The 23118-nt window shown below is 67.2% G+C and carries 21 protein-coding genes; 12 read left to right on the top strand and 9 right to left on the bottom strand.

The annotated features are described in order from the left end of the window. Nucleotides 1–2: 2 nt before the first annotated feature. From AC1REM_RS14620 to sdhC, 5 genes are all read right to left on the bottom strand, one after another. A complete protein-coding gene (locus AC1REM_RS14620; protein WP_492515264.1) occupies nt 3–1217 on the bottom strand; it encodes a YihY/virulence factor BrkB family protein in 1215 nt (404 codons plus the stop codon). 132 nt (nt 1218–1349) lie between these two features. After that, on the bottom strand, nt 1350–2120 hold the full coding sequence (locus AC1REM_RS14615) for a succinate dehydrogenase iron-sulfur subunit (protein WP_492515263.1): 771 nt from the start codon (nt 2118–2120) through the stop codon (nt 1350–1352). A gap of 2 nt (nt 2121–2122) precedes the next feature. Then, a complete protein-coding gene (gene sdhA, locus AC1REM_RS14610; RefSeq protein WP_492515262.1) occupies nt 2123–3928 on the bottom strand; it encodes a succinate dehydrogenase flavoprotein subunit in 1806 nt (601 codons plus the stop codon). A gap of 19 nt (nt 3929–3947) precedes the next feature. Then, a complete protein-coding gene (sdhD, locus tag AC1REM_RS14605; protein WP_204937808.1) occupies nt 3948–4391 on the bottom strand; it encodes a succinate dehydrogenase, hydrophobic membrane anchor protein in 444 nt (147 codons plus the stop codon). Further along, the gene (gene sdhC / locus AC1REM_RS14600; RefSeq protein ID WP_204937807.1) at nt 4391–4831 is read right to left on the bottom strand and encodes a succinate dehydrogenase, cytochrome b556 subunit; all 441 of its coding nucleotides are present in this window, start codon (nt 4829–4831) and stop codon (nt 4391–4393) included. The genes sdhD and sdhC overlap by 1 nt, the downstream gene beginning before the upstream one ends. Before the next feature lie 153 nt (nt 4832–4984). Between sdhC and AC1REM_RS14595 the strand changes: the two genes are divergently transcribed. The 8 genes from AC1REM_RS14595 (at nt 4985) to AC1REM_RS14560 (ending at nt 14378) form a co-directional block, all read left to right on the top strand. Then, nucleotides 4985–6100 (top strand): mannose-1-phosphate guanylyltransferase, encoded by a 1116-nt coding sequence (locus AC1REM_RS14595; protein WP_492515261.1) that lies wholly within the window; start codon nt 4985–4987, stop codon nt 6098–6100. Nucleotides 6101–6249: 149 nt separating this feature from the next. Then, nucleotides 6250–7347: a BMP family lipoprotein gene (locus AC1REM_RS14590; RefSeq protein WP_492515260.1), complete on the top strand. Its 1098-nt coding sequence runs from the start codon at nt 6250–6252 to the stop codon at nt 7345–7347. A gap of 98 nt (nt 7348–7445) precedes the next feature. Then, a complete protein-coding gene (locus tag AC1REM_RS14585; protein ID WP_492515259.1) occupies nt 7446–8960 on the top strand; it encodes an ABC transporter ATP-binding protein in 1515 nt (504 codons plus the stop codon). Next, a complete protein-coding gene (locus AC1REM_RS14580) occupies nt 8957–10225 on the top strand; it encodes an ABC transporter permease (RefSeq protein ID WP_492515258.1) in 1269 nt (422 codons plus the stop codon). The genes AC1REM_RS14585 and AC1REM_RS14580 overlap by 4 nt, the downstream gene beginning before the upstream one ends. Beyond that, on the top strand, nt 10222–11499 hold the full coding sequence (locus AC1REM_RS14575; protein WP_492515257.1) for an ABC transporter permease: 1278 nt from the start codon (nt 10222–10224) through the stop codon (nt 11497–11499). The genes AC1REM_RS14580 and AC1REM_RS14575 overlap by 4 nt, the downstream gene beginning before the upstream one ends. 8 nt (nt 11500–11507) lie before the next feature. Beyond that, entirely contained in the window at nt 11508–11906 is a 399-nt protein-coding gene (locus tag AC1REM_RS14570; protein ID WP_204937801.1) for a cytidine deaminase, read from the top strand. After that, the gene (locus AC1REM_RS14565; protein WP_492515256.1) at nt 11903–13195 is read left to right on the top strand and encodes a thymidine phosphorylase; all 1293 of its coding nucleotides are present in this window, start codon (nt 11903–11905) and stop codon (nt 13193–13195) included. Before AC1REM_RS14570 ends, AC1REM_RS14565 begins: the two co-directional genes overlap by 4 nt. A gap of 67 nt (nt 13196–13262) precedes the next feature. Then, entirely contained in the window at nt 13263–14378 is a 1116-nt protein-coding gene (locus AC1REM_RS14560) for an adenosine deaminase (RefSeq protein ID WP_492515255.1), read from the top strand. On the opposite strand, the gene AC1REM_RS14555 is transcribed toward AC1REM_RS14560, so the two are convergent. From AC1REM_RS14555 to AC1REM_RS14540, 4 genes are read right to left on the bottom strand one after another with little or no spacing between them, the layout of a single operon-like run. Beyond that, complete coding sequence (locus AC1REM_RS14555; protein ID WP_492515254.1) at nt 14353–15516, bottom strand: sugar ABC transporter permease; 1164 nt, start codon at nt 15514–15516, stop codon at nt 14353–14355. The two genes, AC1REM_RS14560 and AC1REM_RS14555, sit on opposite strands and share 26 nt — an antisense overlap. Then, nucleotides 15513–16274, bottom strand: coding sequence for an ATP-binding cassette domain-containing protein (locus AC1REM_RS14550; RefSeq protein WP_492515253.1), 762 nt, complete (start codon nt 16272–16274; stop codon nt 15513–15515). Before AC1REM_RS14550 ends, AC1REM_RS14555 begins: the two co-directional genes overlap by 4 nt. Next, entirely contained in the window at nt 16271–17347 is a 1077-nt protein-coding gene (locus tag AC1REM_RS14545; RefSeq protein ID WP_492515252.1) for a substrate-binding domain-containing protein, read from the bottom strand. The genes AC1REM_RS14550 and AC1REM_RS14545 overlap by 4 nt, the downstream gene beginning before the upstream one ends. Then, on the bottom strand, nt 17344–18510 hold the full coding sequence (locus AC1REM_RS14540; RefSeq protein WP_378788985.1) for an ROK family transcriptional regulator: 1167 nt from the start codon (nt 18508–18510) through the stop codon (nt 17344–17346). The genes AC1REM_RS14545 and AC1REM_RS14540 overlap by 4 nt, the downstream gene beginning before the upstream one ends. 199 nt (nt 18511–18709) lie before the next feature. Here AC1REM_RS14540 and AC1REM_RS14535 point away from each other — a divergent pair, with 199 nt between their 5' ends. The 4 genes from AC1REM_RS14535 (at nt 18710) to AC1REM_RS14520 (ending at nt 22893) form a co-directional block, all read left to right on the top strand. Then, a complete protein-coding gene (locus AC1REM_RS14535) occupies nt 18710–19996 on the top strand; it encodes an ABC transporter substrate-binding protein (protein WP_492515251.1) in 1287 nt (428 codons plus the stop codon). A gap of 55 nt (nt 19997–20051) precedes the next feature. Next, a complete protein-coding gene (locus AC1REM_RS14530) occupies nt 20052–20954 on the top strand; it encodes a carbohydrate ABC transporter permease (RefSeq protein ID WP_492515250.1) in 903 nt (300 codons plus the stop codon). Further along, the gene (locus tag AC1REM_RS14525) at nt 20951–21844 is read left to right on the top strand and encodes a carbohydrate ABC transporter permease (RefSeq protein WP_492515249.1); all 894 of its coding nucleotides are present in this window, start codon (nt 20951–20953) and stop codon (nt 21842–21844) included. Before AC1REM_RS14530 ends, AC1REM_RS14525 begins: the two co-directional genes overlap by 4 nt. A gap of 692 nt (nt 21845–22536) precedes the next feature. After that, nucleotides 22537–22893: a putative endonuclease domain-containing protein gene (locus AC1REM_RS14520; RefSeq protein ID WP_492515248.1), complete on the top strand. Its 357-nt coding sequence runs from the start codon at nt 22537–22539 to the stop codon at nt 22891–22893. Nucleotides 22894–23118 lie beyond the last annotated feature (225 nt).

The raw sequence follows: 23118 nt of genomic DNA, 5'->3' as shown, positions 1-23118 counted from the left end.
GCCTAACGAGTGCCTCCGACATCGAGATCCGCCGGGGGCATCGCGGCCGCTCGTGGCCGGAACAGCGACGGTGCCGGGGGAGTGTCCTCGACCGCGATGCGCTCCAGGGCGTCGAGCTCCGCCTCCGCGGCGCGCACGGCGCGCTGCCTCGGCCAGCGCTCCCACCAGGTCGCGCCCTCACGAGCAGCACGCGCCTCACGCAGCCGCACCCGGGCGGCGACGACGAGTGCACGATGCTCGGCCGCCCGGCGTTCCGCTTCGGTCAACTGCTGCAGGGGCTGATCCCGATCTGCCGCCGCGACGGCGATCCATGCGGCGGCGACGAGCATCACCACCCCGTTCACGCGGAACCAGAGCAGAAGCCCAACGAAGATCGCGAACGTCGCCAGCAGCGGGTTGGATGGCGTGTAGCTGAGCAGGAAGCCCGCGCCGAACTGCAGCACGGTCATCGCAGCGCCACCCAGAAGGGCACCCGGCCAGATGATCCGCGCTGTCAGCGTCGTGCCTGTGAGGAAGCGGACGAGAGCGGCCAGCGCGCCGGTGAGCAGGGCGAACGACACGACGACCGATCCGATGCGGATGCTGAGATTGACCCCGCTCGACCCACCGTCCCACCCCAGCATCTCCAGAGCCCATGACATCACCGCGGCGCTGGTCGAGCTGAGCATGGATCCGACAAGGAGTGCGATGCCGAAGATCAGAGCCGCCAGCAGATCCCGCGCTTTGAGCAGGATGTAGCTGCGGCGGTCCGGAGGCAGCCCGAAGATGTCTCGGACCGCGCGACGTGAGAACGTGACCCAGCCGATGGCCGTCCAGATGACCGCGCCCAGCGCGATGGCGCCCGTGACGCTCAGCACGCCCGTCGTGCTCTCCGCGATCGCCTTCACCTGTTCTGGGGTGGCGATGCCACTCTCCTCGGCGATGAGCCCGGGAATGTAGCCGTTGACCACCGCGATGAGCGCATCGACCGCATCGGAGTTGCCGCCGAGCCACAGTCCTACGATCGCGAAGACCAGGTAGATCGCCGCGAAGATCGCGAACAGTGCTTGGTAGCTCACCCCAGCGGCCAGCAGGAAGCCGTTGTTCTGCAGGAAATGCCGCCAGACGCGTACGGGAAACGCGGCAAGAGTGCGCTCGGTCAGTTCGCTGGCGCGCGCGACAGCCGCACTCAGTGAACGCTGCGGGGCGTCATCGACGGGTGGGGGAGACGCGGACACGCCACCACCCTAGCCCGCGTGCGCCGATCCGTGCGGGCGGCGAGATCTGCAGCACCCGCGAGACGCACGCGATCCGTGAAAAGAAGTGAGCCCGCGTCCAGACGGACGCGGGCTCACGAGAACGCGGATGACTCAGCGGCCGCCACGCAGGATGGCCTGCTTGACCTCGGCGATCGCCTTGGTCACCTCGATGCCACGGGGGCACGCCTCGGAGCAGTTGAAGGTCGTGCGGCAGCGCCACACGCCTTCTTTGTCGTTGAGGATGTCGAGGCGCACGTCGGCGTTGTCGTCGCGCGAGTCGAAGATGAAGCGGTGTGCGTTGACGATCGCGGCCGGGCCGAAGTACTGGCCGTCCGTCCAGAAGACGGGGCACGACGAGGTGCACGCGGCGCAGAGGATGCACTTGGTGGTGTCGTCGAAGATCGCACGGTCGGTGATCGACTGCACGCGCTCCTTGCCCTTCTCAGGCGTGGAGCTGGCGACCAGGAACGGCTGGACCTCGCGGTAGGAGGCGAAGAACGGCTCCATGTCGACGATGAGGTCCTTCTCGAGCGGCAGGCCCTTGATGGCCTCGACGTAGATCGGCTTCGAGATGTCGAGGTCCTTGATCAGCGTCTTGCACGCCAGGCGGTTGCGGCCGTTGATGCGCATCGCATCCGAGCCGCAGATGCCGTGCGCGCAGGAGCGGCGGAAGCTCAGCGAGCCGTCGACCTCCCACTTGATCTTGTGCAGGGCATCGAGCACGCGGTCGGTCGCGTAGAGCTCGACGTCGTAGTCCACCCAGCGCGGCTCCGCGTCGACCTCGGGGTCGAAGCGACGGATGTTGAACGTCACCAGGAACGACTGAACTCCGCTGTCGTTCGTGGTGCCGGCCTCAACGGCCTCCATAACGCCGTTCGACATGGTCAGTACTTCCTCTCCATCGGCTGGTAGTTGGTCACGACGACCGGCTTCCAGTCGAGCGTGATGTGGTCGGACGCGTCAGCCGAGTGCGCGTCTCCGGTGAGATACGCCATCGTGTGCTTCATGTAGGTCTCGTCGTCGCGCTTCGGGAAGTCGTCGCGCATGTGACCACCGCGGCTCTCCCGGCGGTTGCGGGCCGCGTAGACGACGACCTCGGCGATGTCGAGCAGAAAGCCCAGCTCGACAGCCTCGAGGAGGTCGGTGTTGAAGCGCTTGCCCTTGTCGTCGACGTGGACGTTCTTGTAGCGCTCGCGCAGTTCGGCGATGACACCCAGGACGTGGGTGAGCGACTCCTCGGTGCGGAACACCTGTGCGCCCTTGTCCATCTCGTCCTGCAGCGTCTTGCGCAGCACCGCGATGCGCTCGGTGCCCTGGTTGTTGCGCAGGCCCTCGATCATGTCCTGAACGAAGCCGATCGGGTTCTCGGGCAGCGGCACGAACTCGGCGGTCTTGACGTACTCGACCGCGTTGCGGCCGGCGCGCTTGCCGAAGACGTTGATGTCGAGCAGCGAGTTGGTGCCGAGACGGTTGGCGCCGTGCACCGAGACACAGGCGCACTCGCCGGCGGCGTACAGACCGGGCACGACGGTGGTGTTGTCCGCGAGGACCTCACCGTCGTTGTTGGTCGGGATGCCGCCCATGGCGTAGTGGGCGGTCGGCATGACGGGAACGGGCTCGACGACCGGGTCGACGCCCAGGTAGGTGCGCGCGAACTCGGTGATGTCGGGGAGCTTGGTCTCGAGGACCTCCGCGCCCAGGTGCGTGCAGTCCAGCAGCACGTAGTCCTTGTGCGGACCCGCACCGCGACCTTCGGCGACCTCCTGCACCATGCAGCGCGCGACGATGTCACGCGGAGCGAGGTCCTTGATCGTGGGGGCGTAGCGCTCCATGAAGCGCTCACCCGAGGCGTTGCGCAGGATCGCTCCCTCTCCTCGCGCACCCTCGGTGAGGAGGATGCCGAGGCCGGCGAGGCCTGTCGGGTGGAACTGGAAGAACTCGAGGTCCTCCAGGGGAAGGCCCTTGCGCCAGATGATGCCGACGCCGTCACCCGTGAGGGTGTGCGCGTTCGAGGTCGTCTTGAAGATCTTGCCGAAGCCGCCGGTCGCGAAGATCACGGCCTTGGCCTGGAAGACGTGCAGCTCGCCCGTGGACAGGTCGTAGGCCACGACGCCCGAGATGACGGTCTTGCCCGAGTCATCCTTCGCGGTCAGCAGGTCGAGCACGTAGAACTCGTTGAAGAAATTGATGCCCAGCTTGACGCAGTTCTGGAAGAGCGTCTGCAGGATCATGTGACCCGTCCGGTCGGCGGCATAGCAGGCGCGACGCACCGGCGTCTTGCCGTGCTCGGCCGTGTGACCGCCGAAGCGGCGCTGGTCGATCTTGCCCTCGGGCGTGCGGTTGAACGGCAGACCCATGTTCTCGAGGTCGATGACCGCGTCGATCGCCTCTTTCGCGAGGATCTCGGCCGCGTCCTGGTCGACGAGGTAGTCGCCGCCCTTGACGGTGTCGAACGTGTGCCACTCCCAGCTGTCCTCCTCGACGTTCGCGAGGGCCGCAGCCATGCCGCCCTGCGCCGCACCCGTATGGGAGCGGGTCGGATACAGCTTGGAGATCACGGCCGTCTTCGCGCCGGGGCCAGCCTCGATGGCCGCGCGCATGCCGGCGCCGCCGGCGCCCACGATGACGATGTCGAACTGGTGGTAATGCACGCCGTCACGAACGACGGAATCCTGAGTCTGCGTAGTCACTCTCGTATGCCTTCTTTGTCTACTTGCCCAGTGCCTGGCAGGTTTCCCACATCGCGCCGTCTTCGAAGACGCCCGCGCACGGGTCGAACGTGAACACCACGAGGGTGCCGAGAACGATGAGGAGCGCAGCCGAGAGGCCGAGCGCCCAGTTGAGCACCGTGCGCACCTTGTCGTTGTTCACGTAGTCGTTGACGATCGTGCGCATGCCGTTGGTGCCGTGGATGAGGGCGAGCCAGAGCATCAGGACATCCCACCACTGCCAGAACGGCGAGGCGAACTTGCCCGCGACGAACGCGAAGTTCAGAGCGTGGATGCCTTCGCCGACCATGAGGTTGACGAAAAGGTGGCCGAAGATCAGGACGATCAGCAGCACGCCCGAGGCGCGCATGAAGATCCAGCCCCACTTCTCCAGGTTGAAGCCACGGCTGCGACGAGCGGGGGCGACAGTGGTCGTTGCGGACATCAGTGGGACCCTCCCGTGCTGGCGAAGACGTTCGGAAGGTGACGCGCGGTGAACCCGATCATCGTCACCGCCCACAGCCCGAGGACGATCCAGAACAGCTGACGCTGCAGCTGCGCGCCCTTGGACCAGAAGTCGACGAGGATGATGCGCAGGCCGTTGAAGGCGTGGAAGGCGATGCCTCCGACGAGAACGACCTCACCGAGCCCCATGAGCGGCGTCTGGTAGGTGCTGAGCACGGCGTTGTACGCCTCCGGGCTGACGCGAATCAGCGCGGTGTCGAGCACGTGCACCAGGAGGAAGAAGAAGATCGCGACTCCCGTGATGCGGTGAAGCACCCATGACCACATGCCTTCTCGACCCCGATAGAGGGTTCCGCGAGGCGTCTTGGATGTGGTTTCCGAAATCGACGGTGTCAAGCGAGTGCTTGCGGACACGGTCATCCTCCCTGATCGTTGCGAGGTCTGGAGAGCGCACGAGGGCGCATCCGATCTCATCCATCCTATTCCTGTTCAAACGCTGGGAGCGACGAAGGGCGACCTTAGCTCGGCTTGCGTTCATATTGTTAGCAAGAGGCGCGCACTAGCCTGGGGAGCATGAGCCAGCCCATCCCGAACTTCTACGGCGTCATCCCCGCGGGGGGCATCGGCAGTCGCCTGTGGCCGCTGTCTCGCGCCGACGCGCCGAAGTTCCTGCACGACCTCACCGGATCGGGTCAGTCGCTGCTGCGCGACACCTGGGATCGCCTCGTTCCGCTGACCGGGACCGACAGCATCGCGGTCGTCACCGGGCGGGCGCACCGCGCCGCCGTGGAGGAGCAGCTGCCCGGCATTCACGATCGCAACGTGATCCTCGAGTCCGAGCCCCGCGAGTCGGCGGCGGCGATCGGGCTGGCGGCGGCGATCCTGCATCGTCGCGACCCTGACGTGATCATCGGCTCGTTCAGCGCCGACCATGTGATCCGCGGCACGCGCGTCTTCGAGTTCGCCGTGCGCGACGCCGTCGAGGTCGCACGACAGGGATACATCTGCACCATCGGGATATCTCCGACCGAGCCCGCCGTCGGCTTCGGGTACATCAAACAGGGCGCGGAGCTCGTCATCGACGGCGCTCGCGAGGCCGCGCTCGTCGAGCGCTTCGTGGAGAAGCCCGACCTCGAGACAGCACGCAGCTACATCGCCGACCGCTCCTACCTGTGGAACGCCGGCATGTTCATCGCGAAGGCGAGCGTGCTGCTCGAAGAACTCGCCCTGCACCAGCCGGTTCTGCACGCGGGTCTTCTCGAGCTCGCTGAGGCCTGGGATGATCGGGAGCTGCGCGGGCCTGCCGTCGACCGCATCTGGCCGCGGCTTCCGAAGATCGCGATCGACTACGCCGTCGCCGAGCCCGCCGCCGAGCGCGGGCGGCTCGCGGTCGTGCCTGGGCATTTCGACTGGGACGACGTGGGCGACTTCGCCTCGCTCACCAAGCTCATCTCCAACGGCCGCAAGAACGATCTCGCGGTGCTGGGGCCAAAAGCGCGCGTGCTGTCGGATGCCGCGAGCGGAATCCTGGTCAGCCAGACCGAGCGGGTGATCAGTCTCGTCGGCGTGAAGGACATCGTCGTCGTCGACACTCCGGACGCGCTGCTGGTCACGACGACCGAGCACGCGCAGCGTGTCAAGGGCGTCGTGGAGTCGCTCAAGCTCACCGGCCGCGGAGATGTGCTCTAGGAGGCATCCGACATTTGGAAACCGCCCTGATCATTGCAGGTTTGTAACCTTTCGCTAGCGGGTCTTTCTCCGATATGCACGCGGAGCGAAACAGTGAGTAACTTAGATCGACCCGCGATGGCCGCGGGCGATTCTTAGGGGAGGCAAGAGTGACCATCTCTACCACCAAGAAGCTGGCTGGCATTACGCTCGCCGCCGGCGTCATCCTCGCTCTGACCGGCTGTGGCCAGGCACCCACCGACGGCGGCGCCGGTTCCGACGGCGGCGAGGCCTCGAGCTTCCTTCCGTGCATCGTCTCCGATGCTGGCGGTTTCGACGACAAGTCGTTCAACCAGCTCTCCTACGAGGGTGTCGTTGCCGCCGCTGACGAGCTCGGCGTCGAGGTCAAGAAGGCGGAGTCGAACGCCGAGACCGAGTACGGCCCGAACATCGACAACATGGTCTCCGAGGGCTGCAACGCCATCGTCTCCGTGGGCTTCGCACTGTCGCAGGCGACCGTCGACGCGGCGAACGCCAACCCCGACACGAACTTCATCCTCGTCGACGACGCGGCCGACAACGATCTCGACGGCAAGCAGGACGCCGAGAACGTCAAGCCGCTGCTCTACAACACGGCTGAGGCTGCCTTCATGGCGGGCTACCTGTCGGCGGGCTACTCCAAGTCCGGCAAGGTCGGCACCTACGGCGGCATGGAGTTCCCGACCGTGACGATCTTCATGGACGGCTTCAAGCAGGGCGTCGACTTCTACAACAAGGAGAACAGCGCTTCGGTTCAGGTCATCGGCTGGGACGGCACGACCGGCTCGTTCACCGGTGGCTTCGAGGCCAACCAGGAGGCCAAGACGGTCGCCAAGAACATCCTCGACCAGGGTGTCGACGTGATCATGCCCGTCGGCGGTCCGATCTACCAGTCGGCGCTGCAGGCAATCACCGAGTCGGGTGCCGAGGTTGCGCTCGTCGGCGTCGACGCTGACCTCTTCAACACCGACCCGACCACGCAGGACGTCGTGCTCACCTCGGTCCTGAAGGCCATGGACGTCTCGGTCAAGGAAGCCGTGCTCTCGAGCGCTGACGGCACCTTCTCGGGCGAGCCGTACGTCGGAACACTCGAGAACGAGGGCGTCGGCATCGCGCCGCTGCACAACTTCGAGGGCAAGGTCGACCCCGAGCTCATGAAGAAGGTCGAGCAGATCAAGCAGGACATCATCGGCGGCAAGATCACCGTCACGTCCTACCTCAGCAAGTAAGAGGAACCACAGTGGGGAGGCCGCACGCGCGGCCTCCCCGTTGTCGTCTGCTCAGGCGATCCCTGGGCGGAGCGGCATGTCATGAATAGGATCAACACATGAAGCTTGAACTGCGTGGCATAACGAAGAGGTTTGGCCCGCTGACGGCGAACGATCACATCGATCTCACCGTCGAGCCGGGCGAAATCCATTGCCTCCTCGGTGAGAACGGCGCCGGCAAATCGACACTGATGAACGTGCTCTACGGCCTGTACCAGGCCGACGAGGGGCAGATCCTCATCAATGACGTCGTGCAGCACTTCGCGGGCCCCGGCGACGCGATGGCCGCAGGCATCGGCATGGTGCATCAGCACTTCATGCTGATCCCGGTCTTCACGGTGGCGGAGAACGTCATGCTCGGCCACGAGGAGACCACGTTCGGCGGGCGTCTCGACCTCGCCGCCGCGCGACGGCGAGTGAAGGAGATCTCCGACCGCTTCGGCTTCGACGTCGATCCGGATGCACTCGTCGGTGATCTTCCCGTAGGCGTGCAGCAGCGTGTGGAGATCATCAAGGCGCTCTCGCGCGAGGCGAACATCCTCGTCTTCGACGAGCCGACGGCCGTCCTCACACCGCAGGAGACCGACGAGCTCATGGCCACGATGCGCCTGCTCAAGGAGCAGGGCACGGCGATCGTCTTCATCACCCACAAGCTTCGTGAGGTCCGCGAGGTCGCTGACCGCATCACGGTGATCCGTCTCGGCAAGGTCGTCGGGGAAGCATCGCCGACCGCCTCCAACGCCGAGCTCGCCGCGCTCATGGTCGGACGCGCCGTCGAGCTCACCGTCCACAAGAACGCCCCGACGCTGACCGAGAACGCCCTCGTGGTCGAGAATCTCACGGTCACGGATGTCGCGGGCACCGTCCTCGTCGACGACGCCTCCTTCGAGGTGCGCGGGGGAGAGATCCTCGCCATCGCCGGTGTGCAGGGCAACGGGCAGACGGAGCTCACAGAGGCGCTCGTCGGTCTGCAGGAGCGCGTGCGCGGCAGCATCCGTCTCAACGGCGATGAGCTGCGCGGATGCTCCGTGCGCGAGGTGCTCGACGCCGGCGTCGGCTTCGTCCCGGAAGACCGCGGCGTCGACGGGCTCGTCAAGGAGTTCTCGATCGCCGAGAACCTCATGCTCGATCGCGCGAGCGGAGCCCCCTTCGTCAAGGCCGGTGCGCTCCAGCTGCGCGCGCTCGACACCTTCGCGCGCGAGAAGATCACAGAGTTCGACATCCGCACTCAGGGTGCGTCTCAGCCCGCAGGCAAGCTGTCCGGCGGCAACCAGCAGAAGGTCGTGCTGGCGCGTGAGCTCAGCCGCGACCTGTCGCTCTTCATCGCGGCGCAGCCGACCCGCGGCGTCGACGTCGGATCGATCGAGTTCATCCACAAGCGCATCGTCGAGACGCGCGACGCGGGCGTGCCCGTGATCGTGATCTCGACGGAGCTCGATGAGGTCACCGCCCTCGCCGACCGCATCCTCGTGATGTACCGCGGCAAGATCGTGGGCATCGTCCCCGGAGACACCCCCCGCGAGCAGCTCGGCCTCATGATGGCCGGCGCCGTGAACGAAGGAGCACAGGCATGACCGTGGCAGACACGCAGTCGCCCCCGCCCTCACCGACGCCGATGACCGACGCCCCGGAGGTGTCCCGCTGGCGCGAGGCCATGCACCGCGTCGTCTCGGGGAATGCCATCATCTCGGTGCTGGCCGTCGTCGCCGCGGTGCTGGTCGGATCGATCATGATCGCCGCGACCGATGAGTCGGTGCAGAAGGCCGCCGGATACTTCTTCCAGCGTCCTGGCGACACCTTCGCTGCGATCGGCAGCGCAGTGGGCGGCGCGTACGCGGCGCTCTTCCGCGGCGCGATCTACAACTTCAACGCCGACAGCTTCGCGGTCGGCATCCGCCCGCTGACCGAGACCCTCAAGTTCGCGACCCCGCTGATCGCGGCAGGTCTCGGCGTTGGTCTCGCCTTCCGTGCGGGTCTGTTCAACATCGGCGGCCAGGGGCAGATGCTCATGGCGGCCGCCGCTGCAGGCTACGTCGCGACGTCCTGGGATCTGCCCTTCCCGCTGCACATGGCCGCCGCGATCATCGCGGGTATCCTTGCCGGCGCTCTCTGGGCCGGCATCGCGGGCCTCCTGAAAGCCCGAACCGGCGCGCATGAGGTGATCGTCACGATCATGCTCAACCACATCGCCGTGTATCTCCTGGCGTGGATGCTGGCGACACAGGGCGTGCTGCAGGCACCGGGATCCAGCAACCCGAAGACGGCGCCGATGGCAGAGACCGCGGTCATGCCGCAGATCCTCGGCCCGATGTACAAGCTGCACCTCGGGTTCATCCTCGCGCTCATCGCCGTCGCGATCACGTGGTGGCTGCTCGAGCGCTCCAGCCTCGGATTCCGCTTCCGCGCGGTGGGGCTGAACCCTGCGGCGGCACGCACCGCCGGCATCTCGGTCGGCTGGATGTACTTCCTGGTGATGGTCATCGCCGGCGCTCTCGTCGGTCTCGCAGGCGTCAGCCAGGTACTGGGCACGGAGCCCAAGGGCTTCAGCGGCGGAATCGACGCCGGAATCGGATTCGACGCGATCACGGTCGCGCTTCTCGGACGGTCCAGCCCGCTGGGCATCCTCGGTGCCGGACTCCTGTTCGGTGCGTTCAAGACCGGTGGCTTCACGATGCAGGCGTCGCAGGGAGTTCCGATCGAGATCGTGCTCGTCGTGCAGTCGCTCATTGTGCTGTTCATCGCCGCACCGCCGCTGGTGCGTGCGATGTTCGGTCTGCCTCAGCCGGGTAAGCCATCGCGCCGACAGCGTCGCGCCGCGAAGAAGGAGGTGGCGGCATGAGCAGCACCCTGACTCTCGACGCTCAGCCGCGCACGGTCGCGGTGGTCTCTTGGAAGACGCCCATCATTCTCGCCGTCATGACGGTGCTGTTCGCGCTGCTTCCGCTGCTGGTGCCGCGCCCAGGGGATGCGACCTTCCGGCTCTCCGGCGGCGGCGAGCTCTTCGCACTGCCGAATCTGGTGGTTCCCGGCACGGCGACCGCATGGATCGCCGTCGCGCTCGCCGCGGCGCTCACGGCCGTCGCCTTCGTGCTCTCGGCGCGTCGCATCCGCGTGCCGATGTGGTTGACCGCGGTGTACATCATCGCTCTCGTCTTCGGCTTCCTCGCCTGGGCGGCCGCCGGCAGCTCCGGCACACTGCCGGTCGTCGGCCTGCTCGGTGGCGCGCTCGCCCTGGCGACGCCGCTGATCTTCGGTGCGCTGGGCGGCGTCATCGGCGAGCGTGCCGGCGTCGTCAACATCGCGATCGAAGCCCAGCTTCTGGCGGGTGCCTTCACCGCAGCACTCGTGGGCTCGCTCACGAACTCTCCGTGGGCCGGGCTCGTCGCCGCGATGGCTGCGGGTGTTCTCGTGTCCCTCGTGCTGGCGGTCTTTGCGATCACTTACTACGTGAACCAGGTCATCGTCGGTGTCGTGCTGAACGTGCTGGTGATCGGCCTCACGACCTTCCTCTTCCGGCAGGTTCTTGCGCCGAACCAGGAGACGCTGAACACCGTCACCCCGTTCAAGGCGATTCCGATTCCGCTGCTGAGCGAGATCCCGATCCTCGGGCCGATCCTGTTCCGCCAGACGATCGTCGTGTACCTCATGTACATCGTGGTCTTCGTGGTGTGGTTCGGCATGTACCGCACGCGGTGGGGTCTGCGCATGCGCGCGGTCGGTGAGCACCCGCAGGCGGCGGACACCGTCGGCATCAAGGTCGCACGCACGCGGTACATGAACGTGCTGATCGCGGGCGCGATCGCCGGTATGGGTGGTGCGTTCTACACGCTCGTGTCGGTGCCGCGCTTCAACCCCGAGATGACGGCGGGTGCGGGCTTCATCGCCCTGGCTGCGGTGATCTTCGGCAAGTGGGATCCGATCAAGGCCACACTCGCCGCTCTGCTGTTCGGCTTCGCGACGAACCTGCAGGGTGTGCTCTCGGTCATCGGCTCTCCCGTGCCGAGCCAGTTCATGCTGATGCTGCCGTACATCGTCACGATCTTCGCGGTCGCCGGTCTCGTGGGCCGGTCCCGTCCGCCTGCAGCATCCGGCATTCCGTACATCAAGTCGTAGGAGACGCAGTGACCGATATCGATTGGGATGAGCTTCGCCAGGTGGCGACGGACGCCATGAAACGGGCGTACGCGCCGTACTCCCGCTACAAGGTGGGGGCCGCAGCGCTCGTGGGCGATGGCAGGATCGTCGCCGGCTGCAACGTCGAGAACGCCTCGTACGGGGTGACGCTGTGCGCGGAGTGCGCGCTCGTCGGCGACCTGCACATGTCGGGCGGCGGCCAGCTGGTCGCCTTCGTGTGCGTCAACAACGACGGCGAGACGATCATGCCGTGCGGCCGCTGCCGTCAGCTGCTCTTCGAGCACGCCATGCCGGGGATGCTGCTGGAGACCGTGTCGGGGATCCGCACGATCGATGAGGTGCTGCCGGACGCATTCGGCCCACGCGACCTGGAGGACGCACGATGAGTATCGAACCGTTTGACGCCGTAGACGTCATTCACGCCAAGCGCGATGGCGGCGTTGTGCCGGAGCCGGCACTGCGCTGGATGGTCGACGCGTACACGCGCGGCTATGTGTCGGATGCGCAGATGGCCTCGTTCGCGATGGCGATCTTCCAGCGCGGCATGGAGCGCGATGAGATCCGGGTGCTGACGGACGCGATGATCGCCTCGGGGGAGCGGATGAGCTTCGCCGACCTCGGCAAGAAGACCGTCGACAAGCACTCCACCGGTGGCGTGGGCGACAAGATCACCCTGCCCCTCGCGCCGCTCGTGGCATCCTTCGGTGTGGCAGTGCCCCAGCTCTCCGGCCGGGGTCTCGGTCACACGGGTGGCACGCTCGACAAGCTCGAGGCGATTCCCGGATGGCGTGCGGCGCTCAGCAACGAGGAGATGTTCGCGCAGATGCGAGGCGATGTCGGCGCAGTGATCTGCGCCGCGGGCTCGGGCCTTGCGCCCGCAGACAAGAAGCTCTACGCCCTGCGCGACGTCACAGGCACGGTCGAGGCGATTCCGCTGATCGCGTCGAGCATCATGTCGAAGAAGATCGCTGAGGGCACGGATGCGCTTGTGCTCGACGTGAAGTTCGGGTCCGGTGCGTTCATGAAGGACATCGACCGGGCGCGCGAGTTGGCACGCACGATGGTTGCGCTCGGCACGGACTCCGGTGTTGCGACGACGGCGCTGCTCACGGATATGTCGGTTCCGCTGGGACTCGCGATCGGCAACGCGAACGAGGTGCGCGAATCGGTCGAGATCCTCGCCGGTGGCGGTCCCTCCGATGTGCGCGAGCTCACGGTGGCTCTCGCCCGCGAGATGCTCGCGCTGAGCGGCATGCCGGACGCGGACGTCGAGGGTGCCCTCGACAACGGCCGTGCCATGGACGTCTGGAACGCGATGATCCGTGCACAGGACGGGGATCCGGATGCGGCGCTGCCGACGCCCCGTGAGACGCACACGATCACCGCGAGCGCAGACGGCTTCGTGACGGCGATGGACGCGCTTCCGTTCGGTGTCGCGGCGTGGCGTCTGGGTGCGGGCCGTGCCCGCGCGGAGGACGCAGTCGTGCATGCCGCGGGTGTCGACCTGCATGTGAAGCCCGGTGACGCGGTGCGTGCAGGACAGGCGCTGTTCACCCTCTCGGCGGATGACGCGGCGCGCTTCCCGAGGGCGATCGAGGCGCTGGAGGGTGCCTGGACGATCGGTGACACCGCTCCCACCGCAACACCTCTCGTCCGCGAGAGAATCACGGCATAGGCTGAAGGGCGACCGGCGCTTCAGCGGTCGCTCGTGCCCGACGAGACCCCACCCGAGAGGACACACCATGTCGATCGATCCCACCGGCGACCGCGCCGTTCAGGGAAAGTCACTCCGCGACCTGCCCAAGGTCTCGCTGCATGATCACCTCGACGGTGCCTTGCGCCCCGCGACGATCATCGAGCTCGCGGAAGAGATCGGACTGGATGTCCCGGAGACGAATCCGACCTCGCTCGGGGAGTGGTTCGCGACGCAGAGCAACTCCGGTTCGCTCGTCGAGTACCTGAAGACCTTCGACCTGACCACCGCCGTCATGCAGACGAAGGAGGGCCTCACGCGTGTGGCCCGCGAGTTCGTCGAAGACCTGGCCGACGACGGAGTCATCTACGGTGAGGTGCGCTGGGCGCCCGAGCAGCACCTGTCGCGCGGCCTGACGCTCGAAGAAACCGTCGAGGCCGTGCAGCAGGGCATTGAGGAGGGAGAGGATGCGGCCGACCGCGCAGGGCGCAGCATCCGTGTCGGTCAGCTCATCACCGCGATGCGACACACCGACCGCTCGCTGGAGATCGCGAAGCTGGCTGTCGACTTCCGCGGACGTGGCGCGGTGGGCTTCGACATCGCCGGTCCCGAGGCGGGCTTCCCGGCGTCGAACCATCGTGCGGCGTTCGACTTCCTCGCCGAGAAGATGTTCCCGGTGACGGTGCACGCCGGCGAGGCAGACGGCGTGGCTTCCATCCGCTCCGCGCTGATCGACGGACGCGCGCTGCGCCTCGGCCACGGCGTGCGCATCGCGGAAGACCTCGAACTCGTGAACCGTGAGGGCGACGAGGTGCAGGTGCAGTTCGGCGACCTGGCGCGCTGGGTGCGCGATCGGGAGATCCCGCTGGAGCTCTCGCCGTCGTCGAACCTGCAGACCGGCGCGATCACCGCGTGGGGCACCGAGATGGTCGATCACCCCTTCGATCTGCTCTACCAGCTCGGTTTCTCGGTCACGGTGAACGTCGACAACCGCACGATGAGCGCGACCTCGCTCACGCGCGAGCTCTCGCTGCTTGTCGACGCCTTCGGCTACGACCTGGACGACCTCGAGGCGTTCCAGTTCAACGCGGCCGCCGGCGCGTTCCTGCCGGTGGAGGAGCGCGAGGAACTCGTCGAGATCATCGCTGAGGGTTTCGACGCCTGAGCAGTGTGTCGACGCTGATGGCGACGACGAGGACGACACCCGTGGCGATGTTGCGGGCGGAGGCATCGAGATCGAGCAGCGTCAAGCCGTTCGCGATGGACTGGATCACCAGGACGCCCGCGAGCGCTGACCACGCACTGCCGCGCCCGCCGTACAGGCTCGTTCCGCCGACGACCGCGGCGGCGATCGCCATGAGGAAGAGCTCGCCGCCGCCCGTGTCCTGATTCGCGGCGGCGAGTCGCCCGGCGGCGAGCACACCGCCGAGGGCGGCGAGGGTCGAGCACACGACGAAGGCGCTGAGCACGACGGGACGGATCGGCACGCCAGCGAGATGTGCGGCCTGCGTATCGCCGCCGACGGCGCGGATGCTGCGTCCCCAGCGTGTGCGGCGCAGCAGGAGCCCGACGGCGGCGACGAGCGCGATGAAGAGGGCGACGCTCCAGCCGATGCCGCGATCCTGTTGCAGGTAGAGGGCCGGCACGGCGAAGACGGCGGCGAGCAGCGCCACACGGAGCACGTCCATGCCGAGCGGTGCGACGGGAAGGTCGCGGGCGATGCGGCGGCGGCGAGCGATGAGGCGGGCGGTGGCCGTGGCGACGACGACGAGGCCGATCACCGTCCACACGAGCCAGGCGGGAACGAAAGCCGTCTGGCTGAAGCGCACAAGCCACGAGTCGAGGGGCAGGTTCACGGATCCGGCGCGGCCCAGCAGCTGCCACTGGATTCCGGCGATCACCAGCAGCCCCGAGAGCGTCAGGACGAATCCGGGCAGTCCGACGTACGCGACGAGAACGCCGTAGATGAGCCCCGTCAGTGCGCCGGCGGCGAGGGCGACGACAACGGCGAGGGTGAGTGGCCACTCCCACTGCATGACGCCCACCGCCACCGTTGCAGCGGCGAGCCCGCTGACGGATCCCACCGAGAGATCGATCTGCCCGACGAGCAGCACGACCACGATGCCGAGGGCGATGATGCCGGTCGACACCGACTGCAGAGCGAGGTTGACGAGGTTCTCGGCACTCCAGAACGTCGGGGCGGCGGCGCCCAGCGCGAGCCAGACGACGGCGAGGGCGACGAGGACAGGAACGATGGGGCGTTCCCCGTCGCGGAACTGCTGCCACAGCGCGCTGAGCGTCATCGGGGGTTCCTTCCGAAGCGGGAGTCGGCAGGGGCTGTGGCTCCGGTGATGGCTCCCAGCAGCTCTTCGCTGCTCGTCTCTGCGGCGTCGAAGACATCGACGAGGTGTCCCAGGCGCAGCACGGCGATCCGGTCGGCGACGGCGAGAACGTCGGTGATCGCGTGGCTGGCGATGACGACCGCGTGCCCTTGGGCGCGGAGTCGCCCGATGAGGGTGAGGATCTGTGCGGTCTGGCGGACCCCCAGGCCTGTCGTGGGTTCGTCGAGCAGGATGACGCGCGGATCGCTGAGCAGGGTGCGGGCGATGGCCACGCTGCGCTGCTGCCCTCCGGAGAGCGCGTCGACGGGGACGCGGACATCGGGGATCCGCGCACCGAGGCTCTCCAGTCGGATGCGCGCCTCGTGCTCCATCTCGACTTCGTCGAGGAATCCACCATGGGTCACCTCATGACCGAGATACAGGTTCTCGACCGCGTCGAGGTTGCCGCAGAGCGCGAGCGATTGCGGGCACGCGGCGATGCCGAACCGGCGCGCCTCGGCGGGGGATCGCAGCGCGACAGCGCTTCCGTCGATCAGGACGCGACCGGAGGCGGGCGCGATCGCTCCCGACATCACGCCGATCAGCGTGGATTTTCCGGCGCCATTATCTCCCATCAGTGCGAGGACCTCACCGGCGCGCACCTCCAGATCGACGTGCACGAGGGCGTGCAGCGCGCCGAAGCTGACGTTCACGCCGTGCAGAGCAATGGGGGCGGTCATTCGGAGTCCTCCTCGATGAGGCCGAGATCGATACACGCAGCGGCATACGAGGCCGTGCAGATGTCGTGCACATCGTGCATGCGCCCCTGCACGACCACACGGGCGAGGTCGTCACGGAACGCGACGGTGGGGGCCAGGACGAAGCTGGCCACACCCCGAATGCGGGTGGGGGCCAGCGGGTGCTCGCCGCGGACCAGACGGACGGCCACTTCTGCGGCCGTCCGGGCCTGATCATCTGCGGCCTTCGCGACCGTCATGAGCTGTTCGCCGGCCACGATCCGCTGCACCGCCGACAGCTCGGCATCCTGTCCGGACACGGGAGGAAGCGGATGGATACCTGCCGCGTTGAGCGCGGCGATGGCACCGCCGGCGAGTGCATCGTTCGCGGCGATGACGCCGTCGATGCGTCCGGGGAAGCGGGCGATCTGCGCGGTCGTCCACTCCTGCGCCCGTGCAGAGCTCCAGCCGGGGGTGTCCAGCTCGGCGAGCACCTCGATGCCGCTGCCCTTCAGCGCCTGCAGTGCGCCGGTGCGCAGTGCCGCGGCGTTCGGGTCGGTCGCGGATCCGTTGAGGAGGAGGACCCCGGGATTCGCAGTCCCCGTGCCCTCGATCGCCTCGCGGACGGCGGTGGCCTGCTGTCGGCCGATCAGTGTGGAGTCGAACGACACGTAGGCGGTGACCCCCGGTGCATCGATGAAGCGGTCGTACGCGATCACGAGCGCGTCGTTGCGGGTGGCTGCGGCGACGATGCTGGCCGCGGCGACCGTGTCGACGGCGTCGAGAACGAGCACTTTCGCGCCTCGAGCGAGCATGGTCTCGGCCTGCTCCTGCTGACGCGCCGCATCCGATCCCGCGTTCGCGTACAACAGGCGGCACTCCGGGCAGCGCTGCGCAGCGACGCGCTCGAACATCGGACGGTCTGTGCTCTCGTACCGTGCGGTGTCGGTGTCGGGGAGGAGCAGCGCGATCGTGCCGCCGCGGGGTTCGTCGCCTGTGGCATCCGAGGCGGATGCGCACGCGGAGAGAACGAACGCGGCGGCGAGCAGCGCAGCGATGGCGGTGCGGCGGATCATGTGAGCACCCCCAGCGATCCCCGTTCTCGGGCGAGATCGAGCGCCGCGGTCAGGGCGCCGCGCAGCTCGGACTCCTCACCGAACTCCGAGGCGACCACGTCGGGCGGGCCGCCCGCGGAGGGCAGCACCAGCGCGTCGACGGTACTGCGCACCGCATCGAGGAAGACCGCGCCCGCGTCCGCGAGCGTGCCACCGATGATGACAGCGTCCGGGTCGAGCAGTGTGCACGCGTTGGCGACGGCTGCTCCGAGCGCCCGACCGGTGTCGGCGAGCGCGCGGCGGCATCCGAGGTCGCCGTCGCGGGCGCGTGTGATCACGTCGTCGAGGGTGAGCGGGCCGTGACTCGTGCGCAGCATCGCGAGGATCGCCGCGGATCCGGCGATCGTCTCGAGACAGCCACGACTGCCGCACCGACAGACGGCGCCGTCGGGGTCGACGATCGTGTGGCCGAGTTCGCCGGCGCCACCCTGACGACCGTGCAGGAGGTGACCGTTCAGGACGATACCGGCGCCGATCGTGTGCGAAGCGTGCACGTAGAAGACCGAGTCCCGACCGACACCGCTGCCATAGCGCGCCTCGGCGAGCGCGCCGAGGTTGGCGTCGTTGTCGACGGCGACCGGGACGCCGAGCACGCCCCCGAGAAGCTGTTCGACGACCGCGCCGTCCCAGCCGCGCAGGAGAGCGGTCGAGATGACGGTGCCGGTGCGGACATCGACGGGAGCGGGCACGCCGACGCCGATCGCGAGAAGCTCGTCCGGGGAGGCATCCACGGCCTCGATCATCTCCGCGACCAGCATCCCGGCCCGCTGCAGGCTCATGTCCGCGCGATGATCCGGGGCGAGCGGGAGCGTCTCGGTCGCCAGAATCTGCAGGGAGACATCGGCGAGAGCCACGCGCATCGTGCGAGCGCCGACATCGATCCCGACGACGAGCCCGGACGCGCGGGCGAGGGTGACCAGACGTGCGCGGCGGCCGGATCGGATGGAGGGACTCGTGTCGAGAACGCCGGCGTCGGAGAGCTCGGTGACGATGTTCGAGACGCTGGCGGGGGAGAGGCCGGTGATGCCGGCGAGCTCGACCTGCGTCAGGGCGCCATGCTGCTGCACAGCACGAACGATGCGGGCCCTGTTGGCCTCACGCAACGACGTCTGCGACCCCGGCATCGCTTGTGTCTGGCGCACACTCTGCACGATACCGGCAATCCCACTGAGTTCAGAAGATAACGCAAGTGTCACTTTCTGCGCTGTCTTGAATTTACTTCTTGACATCAAGATGCAGGGAGTCGTTGAATGGCGACAGCGAGAGCGCCCGACGCTCTCCGCACACTGATGTGCGATCGAATCGGCAGAGAAGGCGATGAAAATGCGTAGGCAGAAAGTGATCATGGCCACGGCCGGAGCGGCGGCTCTCGCCCTCGGCCTGGCAGGCTGCACGAATGGTGGATCTGGTGACACGGGGGGAGACACCGGAGGGGACGGCGCCGCATCCGAGGTGGAGGTCTTCACCTGGTGGGCCGCGGGCAGTGAGAAGGCCGGACTCGACGCCCTCGTCGGCGTCTTCAACGAGCAGCACCCTGATGTGGAGTTCATCAACGGTGCCGTCGCTGGCGGTGCGGGATCCGCGGCCAAGGACCTGCTGCAGTCCCGTCTGCAGGCGGGCGACCCGCCGGACACGTTCCAGGCGCATGCCGGAGCGGAACTCCAGGACTACATCGACGCAGGCCAGGTCGAAGACGTCTCCGACCTCTACGACGAGTTCGGTCTTCGCGATGCGTTCCCGAAGGACCTCGTCGATCGGCTGACCGTGGACGGAGCGATCTACTCGATCCCCTCCAACATCCACCGCGCGAACGTCGTCTGGGCGAACCCGGCGGTGCTCACCGAGGCGGGACTCGACCCCGCGGCCGAATACGCCGACCTCGACGCGTGGTTCACCGCGCTCGACGCCGTCAAGGCCACAGGCAAGACCGCGCTCTCGGTCGCGACGACCTGGACCCAGGTGCACCTGCTCGAGACCGTGCTGCTGTCGGAACTGGGCGCCGAGGGATACACGGGCCTCTGGGACGGATCGACCGACTGGAAGGGCGCGGAGGTCACCGACGCGCTCAAGAGCTTCGAGAAGCTCATGACCTACACCAACACCGACCGTGACGGCCTCGACTGGCCGGACGCCACCCAGCAGGTCATCGACGGCCAGGCGGCCTTCAACGTGATGGGCGACTGGGCAGAGGCGGCTTTCGCCGAGGCAGGGCTCTCCTCGCCCGCGGACTACATCTACTTCCCGGTTCCCGGGACGGACGGTGTGTTCGACTTCCTCGCCGACTCGTTCACGCTTCCCGTGGGCGCCCCGCACCCGGACGGTGCGAAGGCATGGCTGGAGACCGTCGGATCGGCGGATGGCCAGGCCGCGTTCAACAAGGCCAAGGGATCCATCCCGGCCCGCACCGACGCCGACACCAGCGACTTCAGCCCGTACCAGAAGACAGCGATCGAGTCGTTCGCCGCAGACACGATCGTCTCCTCGCTGGCACACGGTGCGGCAGCGCCCGTGGCGACCTTGAACAAGGTCTCCGACGCCACCAGCAAGTTCACCACCGGAGCATCCGACCTCGCGACCTTCCAGTCCGAGCTCGCAGCCGCCGTCGGCTGATGCACCCGCTGCCGCCCGGCGCCTCGCCGGGCGGCAGCTCTCCGGAAGGAACACCATGCTGAAACGCCTGAAGAAGGCGGGGCCGCCGCTACTGCTGCTCGCCCCCTCACTGATCCTGCTGGCCGTGTTCGTGTACGGCCTGCTGTACGCGAACTTCCAGACCTCGATCACTGACAATCACACCGCAGCACAGGCGACAGGCCGCAAGCCCACCGTGCTCGTGTGGTTCGACAACTACGTCGAGCTCCTGCAGAGCAGTGCCTTCCAGCACTCGCTCATGAACCTGCTGCTGTTCACCGTCGTGTTCCTCGTCGGCACAATGGTGATCGGCTTCTGCTGGGCGTGGCTCATGGACAAGCCCAGCAAGGGGGAGGGATTCTTCCGCGCGATCTATCTCTTCCCGATGGCCGTCTCGTTCGTGGCATCCGGCGTCGTCTGGCGCTGGCTGCTGAACTCCAATCAGGGCGAGAACGCGAGCGGACTCAACCGTCTGTTCCAGAACCTCGGCCTCGACTTCCTGCAGAACCCCTGGTGGAACGACGTCACCTTCGGCATCATCGCCATCGCCCTTCCTGCGATCTGGCAGCTCGCCGGCTACGTGATGGCACTGTTCCTCGCGGGCTTCCGGGGCATCCCGGATGAGCTGCGCGAAGCCGCCCGCATGGATGGCGCGAGCGAATGGAAGCTGTATCGCTACGTGCTCTTCCCGCAGCTGTCGCCGGTCGCGCTGTCGGCGCTCATCATCATCGGGCACATGTCGCTGAAGTCGTTCGACCTCATCATGTCGATCTCGAAGCCGGCGAACTACCAGACCAAAGTGCCCGCGGTCGACATGTACGTCTTCAAGTCGAGCTTCGACTACGCGAACGCCGCAGCCGTCGGCACCATCCTGCTGGTGATCGTCGCGGTCATCATCGTTCCCTATCTGGTCGCCACCAACCGTCAGGAGAAGCGATGACCACCGCACCCGCCGCGACGGCGACAGAAGCGCTCATCGTCCGGGGCAAGAAAGCCCGGGCCCCGCGTGAGCGGTTCACCCTCTCGCGCACGATCAAGTACGCCGTGATGATCCTGTTCGTCCTGATCGTGCTCACGCCGGTCTACGTGCTGCTCGTGACCAGCTTCAAGGGCGCGGGCGATGCCTCTCCGGTCCGGGCGTGGAACCTGCCGGAGATCTGGACGCTCGACAACTGGGTCGGCGCGTGGAACGCGCTCGCTCCCTCGATCGGACGCTCGTTCCTCATCGTGATCCCGGCAGCGCTCATCTCGGCGATGCTCGGCTCGATGAACGGCTATGTGCTGTCCCTGTGGACGTTCCGGGGCGCGAACCTCGTGTTCACGCTGATCCTGTTCGGCATGTTCATCCCGTACCAGGCCGTCATGATCCCCCTCCTGCAGCTCATGCTGGGGGCGGGGGTGCCCAGCGGCGTGCCGGCGCTCATCCTGCTGCACGTGATCTACGGCATCCCGATCACGACGCTCATCTTCCGCAACTACTACCAGACGGTGCCGAAGGAGCTCATCGAAGCAGGGCGTGTGGATGGTGCCGGGATGCTGCGCACATACTGGTCGGTCGTGCTGCCGATCTCGATCCCGAGCTTCGTGGTCGTGCTGATCTGGCAGTTCACGAACGCGTGGAACGACTTCCTGTTCGCCGTGTTCTTCTCCTCCAGCCAGAACGGCCCTGTGACGTTGGCACTGAACAACCTCGCCAACGGCGCGCTGCTGCAGGACTACGGCATCTCGATGGCCGGTGCTCTGCTCGCCTCTCTGCCGCCGCTGCTCGTGTACATCCTGCTGGGGAAGTACTTCGTCGGCGGGCTCATGTCGGGCTCGGTGAAGGGATAACGCGCGTCGCGCGGCGTCTCGCGCCTCGCGTTGCGCCTCCTCAGCCTTGTGGCCACGTCCACATCGCGGGCGGTCCCAGAAACGCCGCGCGGCTGCAGCGGGGCGGGCGAAATCTGCACACGCGAGTGGGCGAGAGATCTGTACACCTAACGCGCGCCACCCGGATGGTCGGCTGACCGCCCATGGTCCACTGAGCGGATGCTGCACACCGACGCGTTTCTCCGAAGTGCGGCGCTCGCCGCAGGCAACACCCGTGCCCGTGTCGACGGCCCGCGCTTCGAACGTCCGTTCTCAGGGGTGCGGGTACCGCGTGATTCCTGCGTTCGGGACCCCGACTCCCCAGAGGCATGGCTGAGGACGCAGTGTGCACGCTTTGCGCTTCGCCTCAAGCCGGGCCAGTACTTCAGTCATGGCACGGCGCTGGCGCTCTGCGGTGTCCGGGTTCCGACGTGGGAGCGTGATGTGATCCACGTCAGTGCGCATCGACCGGATCAGGCCCCGCGTACGCGCGGTGTGATCGGGCACCGATTGCGCGCGCGGGAGGTCGTCGTTCGGAGCATCCACGGAGTACCGGTCGTTCACCCGGCGGTTGCGTGGGTGCAGGTTCTCGGGGAATGGCCGCACGACGATCTCGTGATCGCCGGGGATCAACTCATCTCCCCTCGCCGACGTCTCGCCACGATTGAACAGCTGTGCGAGGAGGCGGTGCGGGCTCGGCGCCTCACACGCGCGAAGACAGCGATCGCCGAGATGCGGGAGGGAGTGAGTCCGTTCGCGAGACGCAGCTGCGTCTGCTCATCACGCGGGAGGGGCTACCCGAGCCGCAGTTGGCGTACGAGCTCTTCGGGCGACGCCGCGAGTTCATCGCACGCCTGGATCAGGCGTACCCGGAGTTGCGATTGGGGATCGAATACGACGGGCGGCAGCACGCCTTCGACGTGGCCCAGTTCCTACGCGATGCGGATCGCTGGGAGGCCGTTCGCGACGCGGGGCGGCCGGCACTCCGTCTCATCCGAAACGGGCTTGGTCGTCGCGCTGCCGGACTCTGAGCGGTCCCAGAAACTCGGTGCCGGATGCGCAGCTGTGAAGAGTTTCTGGGACCAGCCAAGAAGCTGACTGTCGCGCACCACCGACCGGTCCCAGAAACTCGGCGTCGTGGGTGGCTTCGGCCGGGGGAAGTGGGACCGGACGGGAAAGCGGACCGGAGGGGACGTCGGGGCAGCCGCGAACGGTGAGAGCAGCGCTAAGGGCGGCGAGGCGGACCTGGACGCTCC

Source organism: Microbacterium sp. GW823-FHT02G05, assembly GCF_058797175.1.
This window is presented reverse-complemented; position numbering and strand designations above follow the sequence as displayed.